The following is a 25,429-nucleotide window of genomic DNA, read 5'->3' as shown; positions in this document are numbered from 1 at the left end:
CTTCGCGGCGGCAGTGGAGCAGGAGCCGAATAGCTGGAAGGCGTGGTTCAACCTGGCGTGCATGTATGATGCGGGTGGCGAGCGTAAGCGTGCTCGTGCGGCGATGCGTAACGCGTGGGCGTTGCGTTCGGGTGGTCAGGCGAAGGGCATGCGTTAGGCTCTGACCTTGTGATCCCTAGTCAATGCCACATTTATTTTCGGTATGAGACTGATAACGCCGAGGCTATGTGCCCGGTTTCATAGGCTCTCGTGGAAGTACCGCGGGTTTGAAAGAGTCCGAATAGTAGAACACGCATGAAAACTTATGCGTTCTAACGGAAAAATCTGCATTTCGGGCGTACTCTGGACATATGTCTGAGAACCTTTCGAACCCCGGTACTTTTGTTGAACCTGTCTTCGGTCGCCTCCTGACCGCAATGGTGACCCCCTTCGCGAAGGACGGCTCCGTTGATGAAAAGCAGGTTGCAGACCTGGCGAACTACCTTGTGGAGAACGGCCACGACGGCCTGGTGGTCTGCGGTACCACCGGTGAATACTCCACCATGACCGATGACGAGAACGAGCGCGTCTTCCAGATTGTGAAGGACACCGTCGGCTCTCGCGCGAAGATTATTGCCGGTGTTGGTTCGAATGACACCGCGCACACTATTGAGCTGGCGCATCGCGCCGAAAAGATCGGTGTGGACGGCCTGCTGGTCGTGACCCCCTACTACAACAAGCCGACTCAGCCGGGTGTCTACGCCCATTTTGCGACCGTTGCTCAAGCAACTGAGACCCCCGTCATGCTGTACGATATTCCGGGTCGTGCGGGCATCCCCATCGCACCCGAAACCTACCGTCGCCTTGCAGAAATTGATAGTATTGTAGCGGTGAAAGACGCCAAGGCAGACTTCGGTGCCGCAACCGAGGTCATGGCAACCACCGACCTGCACTACTACAGCGGCGATGACGGACTGACCCTTCCCTGGATGGCAATGGGTGCCGTCGGCCTCGTTTCGGTGACCGCACACGTGGCACCTGCACTCTTCCGTGCCCTGATTGATGCTGTCGTTGCACAGGACCTGGTGGAGGCGCAGCGTCTTCACCTGGAACTGACTCCGATTGTCCGAGCAACCATGGGCCGCGCCCCCGGTTGCGTTGCCGCCAAGGAAATCCTTTCCTGGCAGGGTGTGCTGGATGAGCCCGTCGTTCGCTTGCCGCACGTACTCTCCGAACCGGAGGTTGCCCAGGCTATGCGAGCTGACTTGCTCTCCTCGAGTATCGCTCACACCCTGAAGAACGCCTAAACTTTAACGCAGAACCTGCACAACTTATCGTGCAGAGCGCGTATATATAGAGGACTTAGGCTACCGTCACACCCCGCTTTTGGGGCGCATGATGTAGTCAACGGATGCGGACTCCACACCTAGCAATGGGTGAGGGGTCCGCTCTGGCGTATTGCCACGGTTTACCGCCCAATGATTCGGCCCCCACTCAGACAGGGACGTAACTTAGGCAGAGGCACCCGCGCAGTACGCCCCCAATACTTTTAAATACTTTCGGTGATTTGGACGCACCGGCAGCACCTCCGCCTCGGCACATGAGAGCCGAACCGGCGGGAGCGCTTGCGGTACGAAGCGTCGTCTACGAATCACAGACATCACAAGAAAACATAGAAGAAAGAGGAGACACACGATGAGCGTCTTTGAAGCGAATCTTCCCCTCCCGCCCCGCCTGAAGAAGGACACCCTGCGCGTGGTGCCCCTGGGCGGCCTGGGCGAAGTCGGTCGTAACATGACCGTGTACGAAATCAACGGCAAGCTGCTGATTGTTGACTGCGGCGTGCTCTTCCCCGAAGAGTCCCAGCCCGGCGTGGACCTGATCCTGCCGGACTTCAGCTACATTGTCGACCGTCTGGACGACGTGGTTGCCATGGTGCTGACCCACGGCCACGAGGACCACATCGGCGCGGTTCCTTATCTGCTGCGCCGCCGCCCCGACATCCCCCTGGTCGGCTCCGAGCTGACCCTGGCACTGGTTGAGGCTAAGCTGGCTGAGCACCGCATCAAGCCCTACACCCTCGCGGTGAAGGAACACCAGGTGGAGCGTTTCGGCCCGTTCGAGTGCGAGTTCGTTGCTGTGAACCACTCGATTCCGGACGCACTGGCTGTTTACATCCGTACCAAGGCTGGCAAGGTTCTGCACACCGGTGACTTCAAGATGGACCAGCTGCCGCTGGATGGCCGCATCACCGACCTGCGCCACTTCGCTCGCCTGGGCGAGGAGGGCGTGGACCTGTTCCTGCCGGACTCCACCAACGCTGAGGTTCCCGGCTTCACCCCGACCGAGAAGCACATCGGTCCGGTGCTGTCGAACGTATTCCGTGACGCGAGCGGCCGCATCATTGTGGCGTCCTTCTCCTCGCACGTTCACCGTGTGCAGCAGGTTCTGGACGCAGCCGCTGAGCGTGGCCGCAAGGTCGTGCTCGTGGGCCGCTCCATGGTCCGCAACATGACCATCGCTGAGAAGCTGGGCTACCTGAAGGTTCCCGCCAACGTGCTGGTGGACCTGAAGAAGGTTGACGACTACCGCCCCGACCAGATCGTGATGATGTGCACCGGTTCGCAGGGCGAGCCGATGGCGGCACTGTCGCGCATGGCGAACGGTGACCACAAGATTCAGATTGAGCCCGGCGACACCGTGGTGCTCGCCTCCTCGCTGATTCCCGGTAACGAGACCAGCGTCTTCCGCATCATCAACGCCCTCATGAAGCTGGGCGCTAACGTGGTGCACAAGGGCAACGCGAAGGTCCACGTTTCCGGTCACGCTGCCGCGGGTGAGCTGCTGTACTGCTACAACATCCTCAAGCCGAAGAATGTTATGCCGGTTCACGGCGAGGTTCGCCACCTGATTGCTAGCGGTGACCTGGCGATGGAGACCGGCGTTCCGAAGAAGAACGTGCTGCTCTGCGAGTCCGGCACCGTTGTGGACCTGCGCGATGGCGTGGCGTCCGTGGTGGGCGAGGTTCCCTGCGAGTACCTGTACGTTGACGGCCGCTCTGTCGGTGAGGTCACCGAGAGCGACCTGAAGGACCGCCGCATCCTGGGTGAAGAGGGCTTCGTGTCCATCGTGACCGTGGTGGATCGCGCCACCAAGCGCGTGGTGACCGGCCCGGATATTCACGCTCGCGGTATCGCTGAGGACGACGCGGTATTCGACGAGATTGTTCCGAAGATTACCGCCGCTCTGGAGGATGCTCTGCACCGCGCACCCGAGAAGGTGCACACCGTGCAGCAGCTGCAGCAGATTGTGCGCCGCACCATCGGTGCCTGGATTTCTCGCCGTCTGCGCCGCAAGCCCATGATTGTTCCCGTGGTTGTTGAGAACTCCTCAAAGGCCGCGAAGAACTAATACTCTGCGCGAGGCTAGTCGCCTGTCATAGCGAAAAGGCGGGGTCGATCCGTTGTGTCGGCCCCGCCTGCTGTGTATCTGCAGAATGTACGGGCGGAAAGCTACGTGAAAGCGAATGCGGTAGGGGAGAAGCGCCTCATCAGCGCCCTATCAATGCCCTCACAGAGACAGGGCGGGGCACACTTTTTAGCTCACTGATAACGAAAGAATCGATACATTAACGGGAAGGTTGATACCCTAAAAGGTATGGCTCCACGGACCACGAAGGGTCGTAACACGACCTCTACTAAAGCAAACACTAAGAAGACCACCCGCAAGCGCACCACCTCCCGAGGCGGTGCCCAGCGCGGTGCCAACGCGGCGAACCCTGTAGCGGGCGCTATCTCCTCCGTCTGGCTGAGCATCGCTCACGCTATCGGTGGGCTCTTCCGCTCCATCGGCGCGGTGCGCACCGACCTTGCGCCCGAAGACCGCCGTGACGGCGGCGCGCTCACCATCCTGCTGTTCGGCCTGATTAGCGCCGGAGTGGAGTGGTACAACTGGCGTGCCCACACCTCCCTCGGTTTGTTGCGTGCGCCCCTGGACGCCTGGCACACGATGCTGGGCGGTATTTTCGGTCAGGGCGCCCTGCTGATTCCGGTGTTCTGCCTCATCATGGCGTGGTGCGTTTTCCGTGGACCTGACCTGATTAAACGTAATAACCGCGTAGCGGTGGGCTCCTTCATCATCCTGGTGGCGACCTCCCTGTTCTTTGCTCGCCATGCGGGGCACCCCACCTTCGCGGATGGTTTTGACGCCGTCTGGGCTGGTGGTGGCGTGGCTGGCGTGCTGCTGGGCACTCCCATTGTGCGTGTGAGCGGCGGTATTGCGTTCGTTGAGATTCTGATTCACCTGCTACTGGGTATTGCTGGTCTGATGGTTCTGACGAACACTCCGATTCGTCAGGTGGTGCCGCGTACCCTGCACCTGGTCGGTCTGGCTCTGGGTGAGAAGCCGAACGGCACGACTCGAACCTCCGCGAAGGATAGCCCTTCGGATGCGACTCAGACCGTGGACCTGAACGCTGAGGAGCACGACCGCAGCTACCTGTACGAGGACGAGAAGCCGGCACGTACGACTCAGAAGTCTGGTGGCCTGTTCGCTCGTCTGCGCGGTTGGTTGGGCATTGCTCCCGCTGCGTCGACCGATTCTTCCCTGGACGAGTACGCCGGTGATGAGGCATTCGTGAGCGCCGTGGTGGATGAGACTCACCCGGAGACCACGCAGATGCCCGTACAGCCGGCGGACTCTGCACAGGATTCTGCGCAGGGATCCGCTCAGCAGACGCGCCCGGCGGCTAAGCCGAACCGCCTGTCTCGTCTGCCCGGTCGCCTCAACCAGGCACCGGCTGCGCAGGGTACGTCCGCCCAGGGGGCTTCTGCGCAGAACAGCGCGTATTCGAGCAGCCCTGACCTCTTTGACGTTGAGGCGTCGGATGCGCCCGCAGCCCGCCTGGATCAGGTGCAGCGCGCCGCCGTGGCGAACGGCCGCGTGAACCGTATTCCTGGCGAGGAGCCTCTCTTTGACGTTGAGGCATATGACGGCTTCGGTGCTTCTGAGGAAGCTGCACCGCAGACGAAACCGCACCAGGTGGTGAACCTTGCACAGTCTGCTACCTCGGCTTCCGCGTCCCAGGCTCCTGCCGCACCCGCGGCGCAGCCGCCGATTCCGACCCGCATGCACTCGCCCGGCGCGCACTCGAAGAACGCGGCTCCCGCGGCTTCGCGAGTGCCCGAGGCTGGCGCATCCCGCCCGCTGCAGAACAATACTCAGGTGGCAACCACCGAGCAGGCGCGCGGCGAACAGGTTGTGCAGTCCTCCCGCGGCGCGTACGTGCTGCCTTCTGAGGAGATGCTGGTTTCTGGCCCGCCCGCTAAGGAATCCTCCGAGGTCAACGAGCACGTGGTTGAGGCTCTGACGAACGTGCTGGAGCAGTTCAAGGTGGATGCGCAGGTCACCGGCTTCTCGCGTGGCCCGACCGTGACCCGTTACGAGATTGAGCTGGGTCCCGCCACGAAGGTGGAGCGTGTGACGGCGCTGAGCAAGAACATTGCGTACGCTGTGGCGAGCCCGGATGTTCGTATTCTGTCCCCGATTCCGGGTAAGTCCGCAATCGGTATTGAGATTCCGAATACGGACCGTGAGACCGTTGCCCTGGGTGATGTGCTGCGTTCCCCGCAGGCTCACGCGAACCAGCACCCGATGGTCATGGGTGTGGGTAAGGACGTTGAAGGCGGCTTCGTGCTGGCGAACCTCGCGAAGATGCCGCATATGCTGGTCGCTGGTGCGACCGGTGCCGGTAAGTCTTCGTTCGTGAACTCGATGATCACCTCGATTCTGATGCGTGCAACTCCCGACCAGGTGCGCCTGGTGATGGTTGACCCGAAGCGTGTGGAGCTGACCGCCTATGAGGGTATTCCGCACCTGATTACGCCCATCATTACGAACCCGAAGAAGGCTGCTGAGGCTCTTCAGTGGGTAGTTCGTGAGATGGACGCCCGTTACGACGACCTCGCCCACTACGGCTACAAGCACGTGGACGATTTCAACAAGGCGGTGCGTGAGGGTAAGGTTCAGCCCGATCCCGGTAGCAAGCGCACGGTGCACGAGTACCCGTACCTGCTGGTGATTGTTGACGAGCTCGCCGACCTGATGATGGTCGCTCCGCGTGACGTGGAAGAGGCGATTGTTCGTATTACGCAGCTGGCGCGTGCGGCGGGTATTCACCTGGTGCTGGCGACCCAGCGTCCGTCGGTGGATGTGGTGACCGGTCTGATTAAGGCGAACGTTCCGTCTCGTATGGCGTTTGCGACCTCCTCGGTCACTGACTCTCGCGTGGTGCTGGATCAGCCCGGCGCTGAGAAGCTGATCGGTCAGGGTGACGCGCTCTTCCTGCCGATGGGTGCCTCGAAGCCGATGCGTGTTCAGGGTGCGTGGGTGTCTGAATCTGAGATTCACGCCGTGGTTGAGCACGTGAAGAAGCAGGCGCCGACCATCTACCGTGAGGACGTGATGGTCTCTGCCGCGAAGAAGCAGATTGATGAGGAAATCGGCGATGACCTCGATGATCTGCTACAGGCGGCGGAGATTGTGATTACGACCCAGTTCGGTTCGACCTCGATGTTGCAACGTAAGCTGCGCATGGGCTTCGCGAAGGCTGGCCGCATCATGGACCTGCTGGAGTCGCAGGGCGTGGTGGGCCCCTCGGAGGGCTCGAAGGCACGTGAGGTGCTCATCCGCCCGGATGACCTGCAGGCGACCCTGGCGCGTATTCGCGGTGAGGAGCCTCCGGCTGCCGACCCGTACGCGAACGCGGTGGACCCGGGCGAGGCGGTCACCGACTATTTCGATGAGCCCGATGATGATGGCTCGGAGGACGCCTGGCAGCTGACCGGCCGTTAGCCTTTCAGCGCCCTATCCATTCGGCTGAGTCCACTCGGCTGGGTGAACTCGCGACATACACCCCGTATCGTCCCCGTGATGTCTGCTACGGCACACGTATAATGGACGGTACGGGGTGTTTGCGTACCCCCGATACGATTAGGTGTCGGTGCGTATGCGGTCTCTCACCGTCGAAAGCCATCTACCCGTAAGGAGCCGATATGAGTGAAGCTCGCAATTCCGCACCCGCCGGTGCGGTCAGCACAGCGAAGCCTTCGAACTGGAACGTGCCGAATGTGTTGACGGTTCTGCGTATTATTGCGGTTCCTTTCTTCATCGTTGCCCTAGTCGCGGGCGGTACCTTTGGTGCCGCTGATCCGACGCACCGCTGGCTCGCGTGGATTATTTTCATTCTTGCCATGCTCACGGACTGGGCGGACGGCTACCTGGCGCGCTCGCGTAACTTGATTACGAGCTTCGGTAAGATTGCTGACCCGATTGCCGATAAGTTCCTCACTGGCGCGGCGTTCATTGTGCTGTCGGCGCTGGGTGAGCTGTGGTGGTGGGTCACGATTGTGATTCTGTTGCGCGAGTGGGGCATTACGATCATGCGTCTGTTCGTTATTAAGTACGGTGTGATGGCCGCTAGTAAGGGCGGCAAGATTAAGACTGTGCTGCAGACGGTGGCGCTGGTGCTGATGCTTCTGCCGCTGGGTCAGCTGGGTATCGGTTGGCTGATTCCGGGTTGGGTTCTGATGGGCGCGGTCACCGCGATTACCGTGTGGACCGGCCTGGTGTATGTGCGTGATGCGTATATTTTGCGTCGTAACTGGTTGCAGGCTCAGGCCTCCCAGGGCGGCGGTAACTAGAGGCGAGGGGAGTGGCGTGTGCTGCTCCCCTTCGCTGTACCTGCGGTGCGTTGCGTGCCGCGTGAGGTTTTGGGCGGCGGTGCGCCGCTGAAAGGAGAGAATGATGGTTCCCCTCGTACTTGAAGACGCTCTGTCCCTTGAGCTTTCCTCCGCTGAGGTTTTCTCCGGCACCCCGGAGGCGGCGGCGCTGCTACTGCGTGATGCGGTGCGGTTGCGTGCCTCCCAGGAGGGGCCGGTGCAGGTGGCGACGGCTGAGTCGCTGACCGGCGGGGATGTGGGCGGCGCGATTTGTACGGTGCCGGGCGCATCCGCGTATTACCGTGGCGGCGTGATTTCCTATGCCTACGAGGTGAAGGCGCAGGTGTTGGGAGTGGATGCTCAGCTGCTGGCGCGTGAGGGTGCGGTGCATCCTGCGGTGGCGGTGCAGATGGCGGTCGGTGCGGCGCGTGTGTGCGGTGCCGATTATGCGGTGTCGACTACGGGTGTTGCCGGTCCTGATCCTGCGGATGGGCAGCCGGTGGGCACGGTCTATATCGGAGTGCGTTTACCGGGCGGCACCGAGGTGTTTGAGCGCCACTATTCGGGGGATCGTGCGCAGATTCGTGCGGCGGCGAGCGCGGATGCGATTGCCCTGCTGGCGCGTGCGGTGCGCGGCGGTGCCGGTGGTGTGCTGGAGAACGAGCTGGCGTAGCGTGCAGGGCTGTGCGGTACCTGCTGAGAAAAAGTTTTACGGTTCAAATATATTCACAGGGTTCTTTCAGCTCCGCAGGAATAAAGGCATAGGTTCGCCTGTTTGAATAGATACAAGCCGTAAGAAGAGGATGAAAATGGCGAGGCTCCTAGCTCGCGCCTCAAAAATCAGTTAGGCTTAACTCTGTACAGTCCCGCAGGTCGGGAATACCTACTCAGGAAAGTGATATAGAAGCTCATGGCTAAGCAGCGCGTATCGATTAATGGCATTACTAAGTGGAAGGAAATCGAGGAGACCCCCCGCCAGGTCGCCCCGGTCGTTGAGGAAGCTAAGGTTGTTCCCCTGCGACAGGCAATCGGTGAGGTTCTTCGCGATGTTCGCCAGCGTCAGGGTCGCACCCTGCGTGAGGTTTCCCAGCGTGCCCGTGTTTCCCTCGGTTACCTGAGCGAAGTTGAGCGCGGTCAGAAGGAAGCTTCCTCCGAACTGCTGGCGTGGATTTGCCAGGCTCTGGACATTCCGATGTCCCAGATGTTGCGTGAGGTTGCCGACCGTATGGCGGTTCTCGAGGGCGTTCAGATTCCGGATACTGTTCCGGCTGAAATGTCTGAGCAGTACAAGAGCGATTACTACATTCTCTCGAAGTAATGCGAGGCGGCACATGCCGCACTAAACGTGAAGCGATGCCGTGCATCCCCGTAAGGTGGGTGTGCGGCATCGCTTATTCTCGGGTCTATTCTCGGGTTTACTCTGGACTAGTTCTGGGTTTGTTCTCGGGTGATGTGACGAATTATGAAGCGAACTAGTGGTGAAACGGAAGGAGTGCTTGTGAAGCTGAGCGAATTTTGGGCGTGCATGGAGTATGAGTTCGGTGCCGGGTATGCGCCGGTGCTGGCGCGGGACTTGGTACTGGGCGCGCTGGGGCATGTGACCGCTGCGGAGGCACTGGACCAGGGCGTTAACCCGAAGGATGTGTGGCTTGCGATCTGCGATGAACAGGAGATTCCGCAGGAGCGCCGCCTGGGGCCGGATAAGGAGCCGCTGCGCTAATCGGTGAGTCTGGCGTTTTCTGGCGCGTGCGTCGGGTTTGTTTGAGCCCTGCCGTTTGTTCGAGTATGAGCGCTCGCGCGGGTGGTGTTTTCGAATAATTAGCGGGTAATTCGGTGTTTTTCGAAAATATATGCCGAAACCCTATCCGATTCATTCGAAATCGGGTCGTAATTTTGTTCGATTCGTGCTAGACTTTTCCACATCAGGAATTTTTCGGAAAAATCTTCAAAGTTTTCCACAGATTTTAAAAAATGGCCTTATCCTGTCAGGCTGTGACCCTAGAGTAGTCTCAGAAGGAACCGGTAGGCCACAACCTTCAAGGTCTCGATCATGAGTCCCACCGATTCCGAAGAAACATTACTCCCGTCAACCACTGACAACACAAAGAACGAGGTACTACCGTGGCTAAGAACACCAAGTCTCAGAGCGTAGCTCGCGTTCCCGAAGAGGGTCGCGCCAAGGCACTTGAAGCCGTGATGGCACAGATCGACAAGAACTACGGCAAGGGCGCAGTCATGCGCCTGGGTGATAAGGAAACCACCAAGACCGAGGTTATCTCCACCGGCGCTATCGCTCTGGATGCAGCTCTGGGCATTGGCGGTCTGCCCCGCGGCCGCGTTATCGAGATTTACGGTCCCGAGTCCTCCGGTAAGACCACCGTCGCACTGCACGCAGTAGCGAACGTTCAGAAGGCGGGTGGCGTGGCAGCGTTCATCGACGCCGAGCACGCACTGGACCCGATCTACGCGGCAAAGCTGGGCGTGGACATCGACCAGCTGCTGGTCTCTCAGCCCGACACCGGCGAGCAGGCACTGGAAATCATGGACATGCTGGTTGGTTCCGGCGCCGTTGATATCGTGGTCGTCGACTCCGTTGCCGCGCTGGTACCCCGCGCCGAAATTGAAGGCGATATGGGTGACTCCCACGTGGGTCTGCAGGCTCGCCTCATGAGCCAGGCTCTGCGTAAGATTACCGGCCGCCTCTCCGCAACCGGCACCACCGCAATCTTCATCAACCAGCTGCGTGAGAAGATTGGTGTCTTCTTCGGCTCTCCCGAAACCACCACCGGTGGTAAGGCGCTGAAGTTCTACGCTTCGGTCCGTATCGACATCCGCCGCATTGAGACCCTCAAGGACGGCGCTAACCCGATCGGTAACCGCACCCGCGCCAAGGTCGTGAAGAACAAGATGGCTCCGCCCTTCAAGCAGGCTGAGTTCGACATCCTCTACGGTGAGGGCATCTCCGTTGAGGGCGGCATCCTTGACCTGGCGGTGGAGAACGACATCGTCAAGAAGTCCGGCGCATGGTTCACCTACGACGGTGAGCAGCTGGGCCAGGGCCGCGAGAACGTTCGTAAGCTGCTCAAGGACAACCCCGAGCTCACCGAGGAACTGCAGTACAAGGTTCTGGTGAAGCTGGGCATCATTGAGGAAGAAGCTGACGAGCAGGCAGCTGCTGAGTCCGAGGGCAACGACCCGCTGGACGAGCTGGCTGAGGAGTTCTAAACCCGCCCGCGTAGCTTCTTGCTAACGCCACGACTGATTGCCGTGTGCTGTGCATTCCGCACGGTGCACGGCAATCTGTCGTTAACGGGAGCACGTTAAATGGAGTAAGAGCGGGCGCTGAGACAGCGCCTCGTTACAATGGGGGAGCGCCGTATAACCCGGCGCACCGGCCATCAAGCGACCCAACTCATCAAGCGACCCAACACAGGGGAGAGGAGGAACTGAACATGACGGAGCAGCGCATGATGGAACAGCGCATGACGGAACAGAACGGCCATAAAGAACACGAGCGAAACAGCGCGCGTGACGGCGACGCCGGTTTTGCGGCGCTGGATGCGACCGAACCGCACTTCGGCTCCTCAGCTCTGCAGGGGTCAGCCTTCCATGACCCTGCCTTCGAGGACTCGACTTTCTCTGCGCCTGTTTCCTTTGACGCTACCGGTTCGTTTGAACCTACCGCCCCTCCGGTTGAGGTAGGCGGCTTCGAGGCGCTCAATTTTGAGGCGCCCGCCGCCCTGGCGGAGCCTACCCTCAGTTGGGAGGCGCCTCCTGCTGTTGCGCCTCCTATTGTTGGAGAGCCCCCGTATGAGGATGAGCCCCCGTACCCTGACGAACCTCCCTATGAGGACGAACCTCCGTATCCGGCAGAGCCCGAGTACGCAGGAGAATATTGGGTACCCTCGGACGAAGCGGCACCCGCAGAAGCGGAGAAGCCCGCGCCCGCAAAAGCCTCTCCCCAAAAGCCTGCACAGAAAGCGCAGCAGCCCGAAAAGCCTGCACCCAAAAAGTGGGCGCGGAACAGGACCACGGATTCGGTAGCCGCTGAGGAGTTCCCGGACTGGCACCCCGCCGCGCACGGCTTTGTTGAAGAAAGCATCGCCCGCGATAACGGCGGCGACTACGCCGGTGAGTTCCGCGTACCCGAGCTACCCCTGCAGGCTGTGCCCGGCAACTTTGAAGATGGCAGTTCTGGGGGAGATGGCGAATCGCCGCGCCGCAGTCTGCTCGTTGACCCGACCCTGCCCGCCGTCTCCATTGACGAAGCGCCCGCTCGTGCCTTCACCCCCGGCGGTGCCGAGCCGCGCCCTATGGCGGCTGGCCGTATGAGTCGAGCGGGTGCCGCCTCCATCGGATCGGGGCTTACTGCCGAAGAAAAAGAAGAGATCGAGAGGCAAGCCGCTCAGCGGGATAAACAGAAGAAACGCAAGCCTTCGCGTGCCTCCAAGAACACCGACTATAAGCGCGGGTTCCGCCGCATGAGCGCGGCGCAGCAAGAGAAAATGCGGAGCCGTTCGCCCTACGCGCCCGCCTTCGGGGCTCGAAGTGACGACGAGGAAACCCGCAAGAGTCCTGCGGGCCGCGGCTCGGGGAGCAACCTATTTAGGGAGGGAAGTAGTTTGAACGAAGAACTCACCCCCGCCGAAGAAGCGCTCATCCGCGGTATTGCCGAGGAGGAGGCACAGGGTGTCGGTACCGGAAAGCGCCGTGCCGCTTCGGCTGGATCCCCAAAGGGCAGTTCTCGAGCACGCGGCTCCCAACCGGGCGGCTCTCAGATGAGACATGCTTCCTCGCCGCCGGAAAGCAACGTGCCTTCCTGGAAGCAGAAGGTGCGTGCCGCCCGGGCCGCGGAAGAAACAGACCCCTACACGCGCGCTAAAACCATCGTGTACAACCAGCTGGCGTACTCGGCAAAAACCCGAGGTCAGCTGCGGAAGAAGCTGCAGGCAGAAGGCTTCGACGCGGAGCTCATTGAGTCGCTACTCGATAAGTTCGAGGCGGCAAAACTCATTGACGACGCCGAATACGCCCAAACGTTCGTGGCGCAGAAGAGCCGCACCAAGAAGCTCTCCCGCGCCGCGCTACGCCGCGAGCTCGCTGAACGCGGGGTGCGCGGTGAAGAGGCGGAGAATGCACTGGCTCAGCGCACCGACGAGCAGGAACGTGAGGACGCCGCCGAGCTGGTGCGTAAGAAGCTGCGCCCCGGCATGGATCTGAGCGACCGCACTAAAAAGGATAGGGTGACCCGCCGACTGCTGGGGATGCTGGCTCGCCGCGGGTACTCCTCCTCGGTGTCGATGTCGGTGATTCGTGAAGAACTCGCCGCCTACGGTGCGGAGGACGAGCTCTGGTAGAGGGCGAATAAAGACGGTCCACACGCACGGATAGACCCATGCCGGGGTGACTGTAAGAATAGGCACTATAAAGGGTGAGCCCGCTACAGACATACTCTGTGGCGGGCTCACCCTTTACGTTTTTGAGTTTTATCAAACGCCTTGTCGAAGGCTATATCCGCTGTTTACTCTGCTGCTTATTCAGCGGCGCCCAGACGCTCCGCGAACTCGGCGAGGGTCGCATCCTGAGAACCAGCGATCTCCAGGAGTAGGCGCATCAACTGCGCACCCTCGCGGCGAATACGCGGCAACAAGTTGGAACGCGCCGAAGAAGAGTACAGCTCCAACAGGGCGCACACGGTCACCGCCGTGCACACCGCCAAATCCTCCGCCAGGTGCTCATCCAACGGGGCATCCTCAAAGAGGGCAGAGTACAGCGCCGGCAACGCCTTCTTGCGGTCCACCCGGTAGCGCGGGTACTCCGGCGAGGAGGGGAAACCCAGCATCGCCTCAACGAAGGGGAAGCCGCGGTGGTGCAGGCAGGTGCCCTCCGCATCGACCATGCGCACCTGCGCGCCGTCTGCCGAACCGATTAGCACGTTCTGCGGCGAAAAATCGCCCGAAGAGAGCATATATACCCTGCCGCGGTTGAGCTTGAACTGCTCGGGTACCGGCGGGCGCTTGGTGAAGAAGGGCTGCAGGACGCGGCGGAATCGGAAGGACAGCTCCTCAACCGCGGCGGGAAGAACAGGCGTATCCTCATGCTCAGCGGGGGCAGAGGCAGGGCTAGAGTCAGCACCGTGCTCGGGCGCGCGTGCCTCATCAGCCACACCGTAGAGCTTCTTCAAGCCGCGCTCAGCCAGCCCCGGCGAGGCAATAGCGCCCGGGAACTGCGCCTTGCGGTCGGCACGCGCCAGGTTCAGGCGGTAATCCTCCACCGCCTCACCCATGATGCCGCTGGCGGCAAGGGAACGGTACGCCTCAATGTAGTAGCTCAGCGCATCCAGCGCCTGCTGCTCGGTGCCCTCCAGTAGGGCATGGGCGACCGAATACTGCTCGCCCTCAACGGTTCCGGCGCTCACATCCTCCAGCGCCAGCACGCGCAGTTCAGCGTCCGCACCGTAGAGCTGCGGGAACAGGCCCGGAACCTGCTGGTTCAGCGCCTCCAAACCGTAGCGCTCGCGCAGGTACCCGAAACCGCCCGCGTTCACCGTCGAATCCTTGCGGCGGTAACGCTTCACAATAATCGAGGTCGGCAAAGACTGGGCAGATTCGAAAGACTGGGCAGACTCGGATGCAGGCTCATACGCCACACGCACCACAACGGAACGCATGCCGGTACCCAGAATCTGCACGCGCTCAACCGCGCGACCAGCCACCTGCTCCAGGGAATGCGCCCAGCTGAGCAGCTGCATCAGGTTCTGACGCATTGAGGCAGAATCAGCGCTCGCCTGAGGCGGCACGGGGGAGTAGACGGTGATCGCCTCCTCAATGAGGGTGTTCAGAAGCTCCCCGTCAGGGGCGGGAGCGGAAGAATCGTTCGGTGACAGAGCCGGAAAGTTACTACTAAGGGAAACCTGCATAGAGCCATTATCCCCCATCGGATACCCTATAGGGCATGACTTCGACCCTCAGCGATTCCGCCCAGACCCCCGAAACCAGCCCCCGCACCTACGAAGTGCGCACTTTCGGCTGCCAGATGAACGTGCACGACTCCGAACGAATGTCCGGCCTGCTGGAGGCTAACGGCTACGTTCGCGCTGAGGAAGGCACCCAGCCCGACCTGGTGGTATTCAACACCTGCGCGGTTCGCGAAAATGCGTCCAACCGCCTGTACGGTCACCTCGGCCAGCTTGCACCGGTCAAGCGCGCCCACGAAGGCATGCAGATCGCCGTGGGCGGCTGCCTGGCGCAGAAGGACCAGGACGCCATCATCGAGAAGGCGCCCTGGGTTGACGTCGTGTTCGGTACCCACAACATTGGTTCCCTGCCGGCTCTGCTGGAGCGCGCCCGCCACAACCACGAGGCGCAGGCTGAGCTGCTCGAATCCCTCGAAGTTTTCCCCTCGACCCTGCCGACCAAGCGTGATCACGTGTACTCCGGCTGGGTGTCTATCTCTGTGGGTTGTAACAACACCTGCACCTTCTGCATCGTGCCGTCCCTGCGCGGTAAGGAGAAGGACCGCCGCCCCGGCGACATTCTCGCCGAGGTTCAGGCGCTGGTCGACGACGGCGCCATTGAGGTGACCCTGCTCGGTCAGAACGTGAACTCCTACGGCGTTGAGTTCGGCGACCGTCAGGCGTTCTCCAAGCTGCTGCGTGCCTGCGGTGAGATTGAGGGCCTGGAGCGCGTGCGCTTCACCTCCCCGCACCCGGCAATGTTCACCGACGACGTGATTGACGCGATGGCGGAGACCCCGAACGTCATGCCCGTGCTGCACATGCCGCTGCAGTCCGGCTCCGACAAGGTGCTTAAGGACATGCGCCGCTCCTACCGTTCCAAGAAGTTCCTGAACATTCTGGATAAGGTGCGCGAGCGCATCCCGAACGCCGTGATTACCACCGACATTATTGTGGGCTTCCCCGGCGAGACCGAAGAGGACTTCCAGGAGACCCTGAAGGTCGTGGAGCAGGCTCGTTTCTCCTCCGCGTTCACCTTCCAGTACTCGATTCGCCCCGGCACCCCGGCAGCGACCATGGAGAACCAGATTCCCAAGGAGGTCGTGCAGGAACGCTATGAGCGTCTGATTGCCCTGCAGGACCGCATCGCCGGTGAGGAGAACCGCAAACAGCTCGGCAAGACCGTTGAGCTGATGGTCGTTGCGGAGGCTGGTCGTAAGGCTGACCAGACTCACCGCCTCTCGGGTCGTGGCCCGGACCAGCGCCTCGTGCATTTCTCGGTGCCCGAGGGTTGCGAGACTCCCCGCCCCGGCGACATGGTGACCGTGCCCATTACCGAGGCTGGTTCTTTCCACCTGATTTCTGACCCGACCGCTGAGCAGTACCAGCTGCGCCGCACCCGCGCCGGTGACGCGTGGGACCGCTCCCAGGCTGATTCCTGTGGTACCGGCACCACCCAGGTGCCCGGTGCGCCGGTGGGTCTGGGCATGCCGACCATCGGCCTGCGCCCCTAAAACCTAGATTCGAATCATGCGCCCTGTTCTTCGGGTCCTCATCCTCACCGCGAGTGGGGGTGAGGGAACCGGTAGAATGGGGCGCATGACTATCTCCGAAACTCTGCCCGTTATCGCTATTGTGGGCCCGACCGGCACCGGTAAGAGCGCGCTCGCCATTGAGCTGGCTCTGCGCCTGAACGGTGAGTGCATTAACGCTGACTCCATGCAGTTCTACCGGGGCATGGATATCGGTACCGCGAAGGTCACTGCAGAGGAGATGCGCGGCGTTCCGCACCACCTGCTCGACATTATGGATGTGCGGGATGAGGCGTCCGTGGCGGAGTTTCAGGAGCGTAGCCGTGAGCTGATTGAGCAGATTCGCGGCCGTGGCCGCTACCCGATTCTGGTGGGCGGTTCGGGCCTGTACGTGCGCGCCGCCCTGGATAAGCTGGAGTTCCCCGGCACGGATGCGCGGGTGCGCGAGCGCCTCGAGGAGCAGGCACGCGCCGAGGGTATCGGGGTTCTGCACGCCCGCCTGGCGGAGGTTGACCCGGAGTCGGCTGCGCGTGTGAAGGATGAGCGTCGCATCATTCGCGCCCTGGAGGTTTTCGAGGTGACGGGTCGCCCGTTTTCGGCGTTCATGCCGGTGCGTGAGTACGTGACCGAGAGTATTCAGATTGGTCTGGATATGGATCGTGCCCTGCTGCACGAGCGTCTGCACCGCCGCGTGGAGCTGATGCATGAGCAGGGTCTGCTCGATGAGATTCGCACCCTGAACGAGCAGGGACTGCAGGAGGGTAAGACCGCCTCCCGCGCGATTGGTTACGCGCAGTTTGCCCGTGCCCTTGAGAATGAAGACTACAGCGTGGAGCAGGCGATTGAGGACACGACGATTGCCACCCGCCAGTTTGCGCGCCGCCAGCTGACCTGGTTCCGCGCGGACCCGCGCGTGCACTGGCTGGATGCGCTCTCACCCACCCTTGCCGACGAAGCGGAAGCCATCATCCGCGAAAGCACCCGATAAGCCACAATAACGAGCCGCCACCGAACAGATACCCCCTCGAACCGGTCGGCGCGGTAAAATCATAAACGGACAGGTCACCAACCTTAAGGACAGCATATGAGCGAGAACCCTTCCATCTGGGGCGAGCTGGCAGGCCTGACTCTCACCAAGGGTCACGGTACCGGTAACGACTTTATTTTTCTGACGGACGAGAACGCAGAAATTGCCCTCACCCCCGAGCTGGTAGCCCGCGCCTGCGACCGCCACTTCGGCATCGGCGCGGACGGCTTCATTCGTGCTGCCCGCAGCACCGCCTCCCGCGCGGGTCAGAAGTTGCTTGAGGAGCACCCGGACGCTGTCTGGTTCATGGACTACCGCAACGGTGACGGCTCTATCGCAGAGATGTGCGGCAACGGTGTGCGTGCGTTCGTGGAGTACCTGCGCACTGAGGGCCTGATTGAGCTTGAGGTGGGCGAGACCGTCAAGATTGGTACCCGTGCCGGCGTGAAGACTGTGGCGCGCACCGAAGAGGGCTACGCGATTGACATGGGTCCGTGGAGCTTCATCCACGGTGACGCTGCCCGCGAGGGCGGCGAGGACTGCCTGGTGTCTGCTCGCGGCCTGAAGACTCCGCGTGCTGGCCTGTCCATTTCGATGGGTAACCCGCACACCGTGGTGATGCTCGGCTCCGACGGTAAGCTGGACGGCCTGGACCTGCACAGCCTGCCTCAGGTGAACCCCGCCCCGGTCAACGGCACGAACGTTGAGTTTGTGGTGCCGGTCGACCTGGACGTTGAGAGCGGTGCGCATGTGGGCGCTATCCGTATGCGCGTGCACGAACGCGGCGTGGGCGAGACTCTGTCGTGCGGTACCGGTGCGTGTGCGGCGGCTGCGGCGACCCGTTTCTGGGGTGGCGAGGAAGCACCGGATGAGTGGCTGGTGCATGTGCCCGGCGGTACCCTCGCGGTGACTTTCGTGCTGGGCCCGGACGACCTGGAGCATGTTGTTCTGGCTGGTCCGGCGCAGATGGTTGCGACTGTCGTGCTGCGATAGCCTGCAGCGATAGTCGGTTGCGGTAGCGAGCAGTCCTAGACCAGAGATTTTATAGACAAAAGCGGCGGGTGTTTTCTGAGAACACATTCAGAAAACACCCGCCGCTTTTATATTTTTAAGCAATAAGCGCTAGAGGATTTAGCGCCAGAGGTTTTAGTCCTCGTAGCGGTGCACCTGCAGAATACGGAAGCCCTTCGAAGTCGCGTAGCGCGACACCTCAAACTCGCCGGGGTGCAGCTCCTCAAGCTGCGCGTCCATCCACTTCTGCAAAGAATCGGAGCCCAGGTTCTTCTGAACCACCAAGTAGGCGTCACCACCGGGCGCCAGGCGCGGCAGCCAGGTCAGCAGAATCTCGTGCAGAACCTCCTTGCCCACGCGAATCGGCGGGTTCGACCAGATAGTGTCAAAACGCAGTTCGGGGTCAACCGATTCGGGGGTTCCCACGGTGACGTTCGACAGGCCGAGAGCGGCGGCGTTGCGTTCAGTCAGGCTAATGGAGCGGGAGTTCACATCCACCGCGTGCACCTGCGCCTGCGGTGCGAGCATCGCCAAAGTCAGGGTGATGGGGCCCCAACCGCAGCCGATGTCGAGCATGCGTGTACCCTGCGGGTCGGGTGCTTCCTGCAGCAAAATAGCGGTGCCCTTATCAATACCGGAGGGGCTGAAAATGCCGTTAGCTGTGGTGACGGTGACCTTGCGGCCGGCAAGCTCCACCTGCACCGGGCGGGGCTTGAATTCGGTCTCGGGGGTTTCAGAGAAATAATGCTGGTCGCTCATGCTATCCAGTGTACCGGTAGGGCAAGAACCCGCCGCACACGGGCAGAGTATGCACGGGGCGGGTTAGTAGCTTGCACGCCCTGAGCGCACAGGCGACCGAACCCCCTACCTGATGCGGGCAACGGCGGTAGAATTAGAGTCGTATGAATTCTAAGAACATCCCCGTATCTGATACCGAAAAGCTGCCCAGCGATGAGCAGCTGCGCCGCACCGTAGACCGCGTTCTGGGCCGCTCCCAGGCGGCCGCCTCCGTCACGACGTATGACGCCGCCGGTACCGCGCATCACAGCGATAACTCCTCCAGCGCTCACAGCAACAATAGCCGCCGTGTGCTGGATACTCGCGCGCGCGAAATTTCTGACGTTCAGCGCGAACACTCCGAATATGACGGTGACCAGGAAGACCTCGCTGAGCGCCGCGCACTGCGCCGTATCGCGAACCTCTCCACCGAACTTGAAGACGTCACCGAGGTCGAGTACCGCCAGCTGCGCCTGGAACGCGTGGTGCTGGCTGGTCTGTGGACTGAAGGCACCGTAGAGGACGCAGAGAACTCCCTGCGTGAGCTCGCGGCACTGGCTGAAACCGCAGGTTCCGAGGTTCTGGACGGCCTGGTTCAGCGCCGCCTCAAGCCGGACCCCGGCACCTTCCTCGGCTCAGGTAAGGCGCTGGAACTCAAGGACATTGTGGAGGCGACCGGCGCTGACACCGTGATCGTCGACTCCGAACTGGCTCCCTCGCAGCGTCGTGCCCTCGAAGACATCGTGAAGGTCAAGGTCATTGACCGCACCGCCCTGATTCTCGACATTTTCGCTCAGCACGCTAAGTCCCGCGAGGGTAAGGCACAGGTTGAGCTGGCTCAGCTGGAGTACATGCTGCCGCGTCTGCGTGGTTGGGGTGCGTCCCTGTCCCGTCAGGCGGGTGGCCGTGCCGCAGCCGGTGAGGGTATCGGTTCGCGTGGTCCCGGTGAAACTAAGATTGAGATGGACCGCCGCCGCCTGCGCGCTCGCATGGCGAAGCTTAAGCGTGAGATTGCTGCGATGGCGCCGGCGCGTGAGACGAAGCGCCTGAACCGTCGCCGTAACCGCGTGCCTTCGGTGGCTATCGCCGGGTACACGAACGCGGGTAAGTCCTCCCTGCTGAACCGTCTGACCGATGCCGGCGTGCTTGTGGAGAACGCCCTGTTTGCGACCCTGGACCCGACCGTCCGTAAGGCGCAGACCCCCGACGGCATCGGCTACACCCTCTCTGACACGGTGGGTTTCGTGCGTTCGCTGCCGACCCAGCTGGTGGAGGCGTTCCGCTCCACCCTGGAAGAGGTCGCTGACGCTGACGTCATCCTGCACGTGGTGGATGCTTCGCACCCGGACCCGGAGGGGCAGATTCGTGCCGTCCGCGAGGTCATCGCGGAGGTTGACGCCCGCCATATCCCCGAGATCATTGTGCTGAATAAGGCGGACGCTGCTGACCCGTTCGTGCTGGAGCGTATGCGCCAGCGCGAGCCGGAGCACGTGATCGTTTCGGCGCGTACCGGTGAGGGCATTGAGGAGCTGAAGCAGAAGATCGCGGACACCATTCCGCGCCCCTCCATTGAGGTGAAGCTGCTGATTCCGTATTCGCACGGTGAGATTATTTCGCGCCTGCACGAGTGGGACGCCGAAATTAAGAGCACCGATTTCGTATCGGACGGCACCTTCGTGGTGGCTCTGGTCCGTGAGGATGTCGCCTCCGAACTGTCCGAGTATGTGCTGGAGGGCGACCTGCTGGAGGTCCTGGAAGAGGAACTTGCGGAGGCACACGCCCTCACTGAGGCGACCGCATCTGACTCCGAGCAGCCCTCTACCTCCGAGGCTCTCTAGGGCGGATGAGCGTGACCGAGAGCATCAACGCGCCCAAAAACACCCCGGGAACTGTGCCCGGACCGGCAACCGACGGCACCCGATTCACCGGGCAGGAGCTTGAGACCCTGCCCGGTGCGAAGGATGCCCTGACCCTGCTGGATGAGGCGGTTGCCGCCACTGGCGGTCAGAATCGTGCCGGTCAGCGCACCATGGTGGCGCATGTGGCGCAGGCTCTTGAACTGCAGCGTCACCTGCTGGTCCAGGCGGGTACCGGTACCGGTAAGTCCCTGGGCTACCTGGTGCCTGCCCTGGCGCGGGTGGGGGAGTCGGACCAGCCGATTGTGGTTGCGACGGCGACTCTTGCCCTGCAGGCGCAGATCGTGAACCGCGATATTCCGCGTCTTCTACAAGCGCTGGAGCCACGCCCGGAGTCGCAGGCGCAGGTGGCTCTGCTCAAGGGCCGCAATAACTACCTCTGCCTGCATAAGCTGGAGGGCGGCTACCCGGAAGACGAGCCGGATGCTCTCTTTGACATGCCTTCTTCGACCTCCCGCGTGGGTGAGGAAGTGGTGCGCCTGCGCGAGTGGGCCGACCGCACGGAGACCGGCGACCGTGACGAGCTGAAGCCCGGCGTTTCTGACCGCGCCTGGGCTCAGGTATCGGTGAGCGCCGCCGAGTGTCTGGGCCGCCGCTGCCCGCTGGTGGAAGAGTGCTTTAGCGAGATGGCGCGTGGCCGTGCCGCTGAGGCTGACATTGTCATTACGAACCACGCCCTGCTGGCGATTAACGCTTTCGAGGGCATGAAGGTTCTGCCCGAACATGAGACGGTCATTATTGATGAGGCTCATGAGCTGGTGGACCGTGTGACCGGTGCCGTGTCTGGTTCTTTGACGGTTGCGATGGTTCGCCGTGCGGCGCGTAGCGTGAAGAAGCATTCGAAGGCTGATTCCGGTGCCCTGGAAATGGCTGCCGGCACCCTGGAGACCGCGTTCGAGGGTCTTGCCGAGGGCCTGCTGAAAGGCCTGGACGGTCGCCTTTTGACCGCTATTTCTGCGGTCAACGATGCCGCCCGCACCGCCCTGTCCGATACCAAACCGGACGGTCAGGACGTTGACGCCGGCCTGCAGATGGCGCGCTCGCGTGTCTCTGAGGTACACGACATGAGTAGCCGCATTCTGGAGGCTTCGGGCGAGCAGGACGTTCTGTGGATTTCTCGTCAGGGTGGTTGGGAGAACGGCCGCTACGTGGCTGCTTCCGATACCGACCCGGCGACCCTGAACATCGCCCCCTTGAGCGTCGGTTTGCAGCTACGTGACGGTCTGTTCGCTGACCGCACCGTGATTCTGACGAGTGCGACCCTGACGGTGGGTGACTCTTTTGACGTTGCCGCCGGTGCCCTGGGACTGCAGGGCGAGGGCGCGCCGCGCTGGACGAGCATCGACGTGGGTTCGCCTTTCGACTACCGCAAGCAGGGCATCATGTACGTTGCCGGGGATTTGAAGCCTCCGGGATTCGGTGTGCACGAGGGCCAGCTGGAGCGTCTGCGTGAGCTGTGCGAGGCGTCGGAGGGCGGTGCCCTGGGCCTGTTCTCCTCGAAGCGCGCCGCCGAGCGTGCCGCCGAATACATGCGTGAGCACAGCGACCTGAACATTCTTCTGCAGGGTGAGTCTTCGCTCAAGGCCCTGGTGGAGGAGTTCAGCGAGGACGTTGACTCATGCCTGTTCGGAACGATGAGCCTGTGGCAGGGCGTGGACGTTCCCGGTGACTCTTGCCGCCTGGTGGTGATGGACCGCATTCCGTTCCCCCGCCCGGATGACCCGATTGCGCAGGCTCGTACGGAGGCGGTGAACCGTCATCGCGGTAACGGCTTTATGGCGGTTTCTGCTCACCACGCGGCGATTCGTATGGCGCAGGGCGCGGGTCGCCTGATCCGTTCGGTGTCTGACCGCGGCGTGGTGGCTGTGCTGGATTCGCGTGTGGCGACTAAACGCTACGGCGGTTTCTTGATGAAGGCGATGCCGCCGATGTGGTCAACGCAGAATAAGGCCGCGGTGACCGGCGCGCTGGCTCGTCTTTCGGCGAGTATTGAGCGTTAGCTCGGGCGGGATCCAGTCCTGGCAGCGCCGCACCTTCCGCTTTGGAAATATAAAAATCACCCCGGTGATACGTGAACATTCACGTAGCACCGGGGTGATTTCTATAGAGAGCTAAAAGCCTCGTAGCTATGTCTTTTAGAGGCTGTGTTGTTTAAAACAGCTTCTTTGAGATGCTGTGGCTGTTTAGAGCCCGCGTCTTTCAGAGACTGCATCTTCTAGAGGCTGTGGTTTTCTAGAGACTACGCAGCACGGAGACGACCTTACCCATGACGGTTGCGCGGTCGCCCATAATCGGCTCGTAGTTGGAGTTGCGCGGCATGAGCCAGGTATGGCCGTCGACCTGACGGAACACCTTCACGGTTGCCTCGTCGTCAAGTAGCGCAGCAACAATATCGCCGTTGTCTGCGGTGTGCTGCTCGCGGACAACCACCCAGTCGCCGTCGCAGATTGCGGCGTCAATCATGGAATCACCCTTGACCTTGAGCATGAACAGCTTGCCGCTACCGACCAGCTGGCGGGGCAGAGCGAGCACATCCTCCACGGACTGCTCGGCAGTGATGGGGCCGCCCGCTGCAATTCGTCCAACCAGGGGAACGGGTACGAGGTCCTCATCGCCGACTTCGAAGTTCGGCAGCTCGGGCAGGGAAGAGGAAGCGCTACCGTGGATGCCGATGCCGTTCTCATCCAGCACCTCAATGGCACGGGGGAGCTTGGGGTCGCGGCGAATGTAGCCCATGGTCTCGAGGCGACCGAGCTGGTGAGTGACCGAGGACAGGGACGCAAGACCCACCATGTCACCAATCTGGCGCATGGACGGCGGGTAACCCTTCTGTTCAATCTCGGTGCGGATCGCGTCAAGAATCTTCTGCTGGCGCGCGGTCAGCGCCGGACGGGGTGCTGTTGCCATTTCTTTTCCTTCGGTCTGTGCCCCGAATTCTGTACTCCGGTCTCTGCAGTCTGTTTGAGACACAGTCCGGTCGGGGCACGGATGGGTGCTTCACACGTTTTCTGGTGAAGTCCTAAAAATTTTTTGGTTCTGCCGAAATGGGTCTTATCTCGTCAGGGGGTGGAGGAATTCTATCCGTGCCGGAGCGATACCGGAGCGATACGCAGGCAACGAGTATGCGCCTCCGCCCTATAAAACTCAGTCAGCAGCACCTGCATTCGATACAGAATCAAACCGTAACGGGTACAGAAACCTGCTGTGAGTAGGACTCATCAGGAGCGTGTGGAACGTCTCTTGACACCAGTGTAGAACACTACACCGAAAAACTCAAACAAATATTCTAGATTTTTTCTTCGAAACTCGAAGAAATTTTTAGTACATCTCTGCTAGACTTTAGAACAAGAGTTCGTATATACTCTTGAATCTCTCCTGAAATTCAGGATTTACGGGTGGATGTTCGAAGAATATTCGAAGATTCGACCCGGAGTCTTCCAGGAGAGGAGAGTGAATGAGTGTTCGAATGTATTCGAATCCTCTGCCTCTCTCTTCGCATGATCTACCCCGGATGCTCTAGCGAGCATCTGGCGAAGAGAGAGCGCAGGGGATGGGGTGCTGGGGCGACCCAGCGCAGCCCGGTGCACCCGACGCTCTGACCTAACTAGAGAATAGCTACCCAATAGTTATCGCCTAACAATCACCACTCCATAGTTATCACTCAACTAGGACCTCCGAGCGGGTATCGCTCGGCATTGCTAGACCCGCGGGGTAACCCCGGGGCGAGCTGAGAGAAAGGAACCACAATGACTACTGCAGCACCTATTGCTTCTCGTGGCACTTCTGCACACCTTCCGGCAGGTTTGGTGGTACTTCACCCCGCCCGCACTGCGTCCGCCAGCACCGTGTCCGCCCGCACTATGCAGGGGCGTTCTCATGTGCCTGCGTCTTCGCCGTCTGTTCGCTCCTCTCGTGCGGCTCATGCACCCCGTCCTGCGCAGACGGCTCAGCCTGCCCACGCTCCCGCCGTTTCTACCCCCGCTGTTTCTGCCCCTGCTGTTTCTACTCAGGCATCTTCTGCGGCTCAGGCACCTGGCGCGAAGAGTGTTCTTCTGGCTAAGGGTGGCGAGCTTCTGCGCGCGGTTCCCTCTTCTATTCGTTGTCTTGGCACTGTGCGCGGTTTCCTGAAGGGTCTGCCTCTGCTGACCTTGGCGGCGCTGATTGTGCTCGGTGCTATTAGCTTCTTTGGCCCGGCGGCTTCGGCTTCCGTGGAGAACGCTTCGGTGACTCGAACCGTCGTTGTGGTGAAGCACGGCGAGACCCTGTGGGATATTGCTCAGGCGGTGGATCCGCAAGGTGACACCCGTGATACTGTGGTTCGTATTATGGAGTTGAATTCGTTGACCAGTACCTCTGTTGATGCCGGTCAGCGTCTGGAAATTCCTCAGACTCAGCGCTAAGCATGGACCCGCGTGTGGTTGGCTTCTGCATGAGGTTGATGTCTTGACTCCGAATCTTCTATCTCTCAAGCTAGAGCGCTTGAGTCGAATTCTTGAGCCTACGAAATAGGAGCG

The 25,429-nt window shown here is 61.2% G+C and carries 18 protein-coding genes; 15 read left to right on the top strand and 3 right to left on the bottom strand.

All coding sequences use genetic code 11. From position 1 onward, the window contains the following. Positions 1-350: 350 nt before the first annotated feature. The 9 genes from dapA to HMPREF2682_RS06855 all read left to right on the top strand — a co-directional run bounded on the left by dapA (position 351) and on the right by HMPREF2682_RS06855 (position 13,054). On the top strand, positions 351-1,286 hold the full coding sequence (dapA, locus tag HMPREF2682_RS06895) for a 4-hydroxy-tetrahydrodipicolinate synthase (protein ID WP_005507104.1): 936 nt from the start codon (positions 351-353) through the stop codon (positions 1,284-1,286). A gap of 388 nt (positions 1,287-1,674) precedes the next feature. Then, positions 1,675-3,390, top strand: coding sequence for a ribonuclease J (locus HMPREF2682_RS06890; protein ID WP_070832686.1), 1,716 nt, complete (start codon positions 1,675-1,677; stop codon positions 3,388-3,390). Positions 3,391-3,636: 246 nt separating this feature from the next. Further along, positions 3,637-6,831 (top strand): FtsK/SpoIIIE family DNA translocase, encoded by a 3,195-nt coding sequence (locus HMPREF2682_RS06885; RefSeq protein WP_070832684.1) that lies wholly within the window; start codon positions 3,637-3,639, stop codon positions 6,829-6,831. A 200-nt stretch (positions 6,832-7,031) separates the two neighbouring features. Further along, on the top strand, positions 7,032-7,679 hold the full coding sequence (pgsA, locus tag HMPREF2682_RS06880) for a CDP-diacylglycerol--glycerol-3-phosphate 3-phosphatidyltransferase (RefSeq protein ID WP_049356045.1): 648 nt from the start codon (positions 7,032-7,034) through the stop codon (positions 7,677-7,679). 100 nt (positions 7,680-7,779) lie between these two features. Further along, positions 7,780-8,370, top strand: a complete 591-nt coding sequence (locus HMPREF2682_RS06875; RefSeq protein WP_070832682.1) for a CinA family protein — start codon at positions 7,780-7,782, stop codon at positions 8,368-8,370. 237 nt (positions 8,371-8,607) lie between these two features. Continuing rightward, positions 8,608-9,015 carry a helix-turn-helix domain-containing protein gene (locus tag HMPREF2682_RS06870; RefSeq protein WP_005507109.1) on the top strand — a complete coding sequence of 136 codons (408 nt, stop codon included), beginning with the start codon at positions 8,608-8,610 and terminating at the stop codon, positions 9,013-9,015. 180 nt (positions 9,016-9,195) lie between these two features. Further along, positions 9,196-9,417 carry a DUF3046 domain-containing protein gene (locus HMPREF2682_RS06865; protein WP_070832680.1) on the top strand — a complete coding sequence of 74 codons (222 nt, stop codon included), beginning with the start codon at positions 9,196-9,198 and terminating at the stop codon, positions 9,415-9,417. A gap of 401 nt (positions 9,418-9,818) precedes the next feature. Then, on the top strand, positions 9,819-10,922 hold the full coding sequence (recA, locus tag HMPREF2682_RS06860; protein ID WP_070643892.1) for a recombinase RecA: 1,104 nt from the start codon (positions 9,819-9,821) through the stop codon (positions 10,920-10,922). A 227-nt stretch (positions 10,923-11,149) separates the two neighbouring features. Beyond that, positions 11,150-13,054, top strand: coding sequence for a regulatory protein RecX (locus tag HMPREF2682_RS06855; RefSeq protein WP_246827276.1), 1,905 nt, complete (start codon positions 11,150-11,152; stop codon positions 13,052-13,054). 176 nt (positions 13,055-13,230) lie between these two features. On the opposite strand, the gene HMPREF2682_RS06850 is transcribed toward HMPREF2682_RS06855, so the two are convergent. Beyond that, entirely contained in the window at positions 13,231-14,616 is a 1,386-nt protein-coding gene (locus tag HMPREF2682_RS06850) for a hemin ABC transporter substrate-binding protein (protein WP_070833022.1), read from the bottom strand. A gap of 35 nt (positions 14,617-14,651) precedes the next feature. Between HMPREF2682_RS06850 and miaB the strand changes: the two genes are divergently transcribed. The 3 genes from miaB (at position 14,652) to dapF (ending at position 18,204) form a co-directional block, all read left to right on the top strand. After that, a complete protein-coding gene (gene miaB, locus HMPREF2682_RS06845) occupies positions 14,652-16,166 on the top strand; it encodes a tRNA (N6-isopentenyl adenosine(37)-C2)-methylthiotransferase MiaB (protein ID WP_070832678.1) in 1,515 nt (504 codons plus the stop codon). An 85-nt stretch (positions 16,167-16,251) separates the two neighbouring features. Beyond that, positions 16,252-17,172 (top strand): tRNA (adenosine(37)-N6)-dimethylallyltransferase MiaA, encoded by a 921-nt coding sequence (miaA, locus tag HMPREF2682_RS06840; RefSeq protein ID WP_070832677.1) that lies wholly within the window; start codon positions 16,252-16,254, stop codon positions 17,170-17,172. Between the two features lie 96 nt (positions 17,173-17,268). Then, a complete protein-coding gene (gene dapF, locus HMPREF2682_RS06835; protein WP_005507117.1) occupies positions 17,269-18,204 on the top strand; it encodes a diaminopimelate epimerase in 936 nt (311 codons plus the stop codon). A 153-nt stretch (positions 18,205-18,357) separates the two neighbouring features. Here the strand turns inward: dapF and HMPREF2682_RS06830 are convergent, their stop codons facing one another. Continuing rightward, positions 18,358-18,981: a class I SAM-dependent methyltransferase gene (locus HMPREF2682_RS06830; RefSeq protein WP_049356055.1), complete on the bottom strand. Its 624-nt coding sequence runs from the start codon at positions 18,979-18,981 to the stop codon at positions 18,358-18,360. A gap of 143 nt (positions 18,982-19,124) precedes the next feature. Here HMPREF2682_RS06830 and hflX point away from each other — a divergent pair, with 143 nt between their 5' ends. Both hflX and HMPREF2682_RS06820 read left to right on the top strand, forming a co-directional pair. Further along, positions 19,125-20,837, top strand: a complete 1,713-nt coding sequence (gene hflX / locus HMPREF2682_RS06825; protein WP_070832675.1) for a GTPase HflX — start codon at positions 19,125-19,127, stop codon at positions 20,835-20,837. A 5-nt stretch (positions 20,838-20,842) separates the two neighbouring features. Further along, complete coding sequence (locus tag HMPREF2682_RS06820) at positions 20,843-22,915, top strand: ATP-dependent DNA helicase (protein WP_070832672.1); 2,073 nt, start codon at positions 20,843-20,845, stop codon at positions 22,913-22,915. A gap of 232 nt (positions 22,916-23,147) precedes the next feature. Here HMPREF2682_RS06820 and lexA read toward each other — a convergent pair whose 3' ends face one another. Continuing rightward, entirely contained in the window at positions 23,148-23,822 is a 675-nt protein-coding gene (gene lexA, locus HMPREF2682_RS06815) for a transcriptional repressor LexA (protein ID WP_049341736.1), read from the bottom strand. Between the two features lie 839 nt (positions 23,823-24,661). Here lexA and HMPREF2682_RS09295 point away from each other — a divergent pair. Then, positions 24,662-25,315, top strand: a complete 654-nt coding sequence (locus HMPREF2682_RS09295; RefSeq protein WP_083321772.1) for a LysM peptidoglycan-binding domain-containing protein — start codon at positions 24,662-24,664, stop codon at positions 25,313-25,315. Positions 25,316-25,429: the final 114 nt, after the last annotated feature.

It is taken from the genome of Rothia sp. HMSC061D12 (assembly GCF_001836735.1).
Lineage (GTDB): Bacteria > Actinomycetota > Actinomycetes > Actinomycetales > Micrococcaceae > Rothia.
The sequence above is the reverse complement of the archived record's forward strand: the minus strand, read 5'-3'. Positions and strand labels throughout refer to the sequence as shown.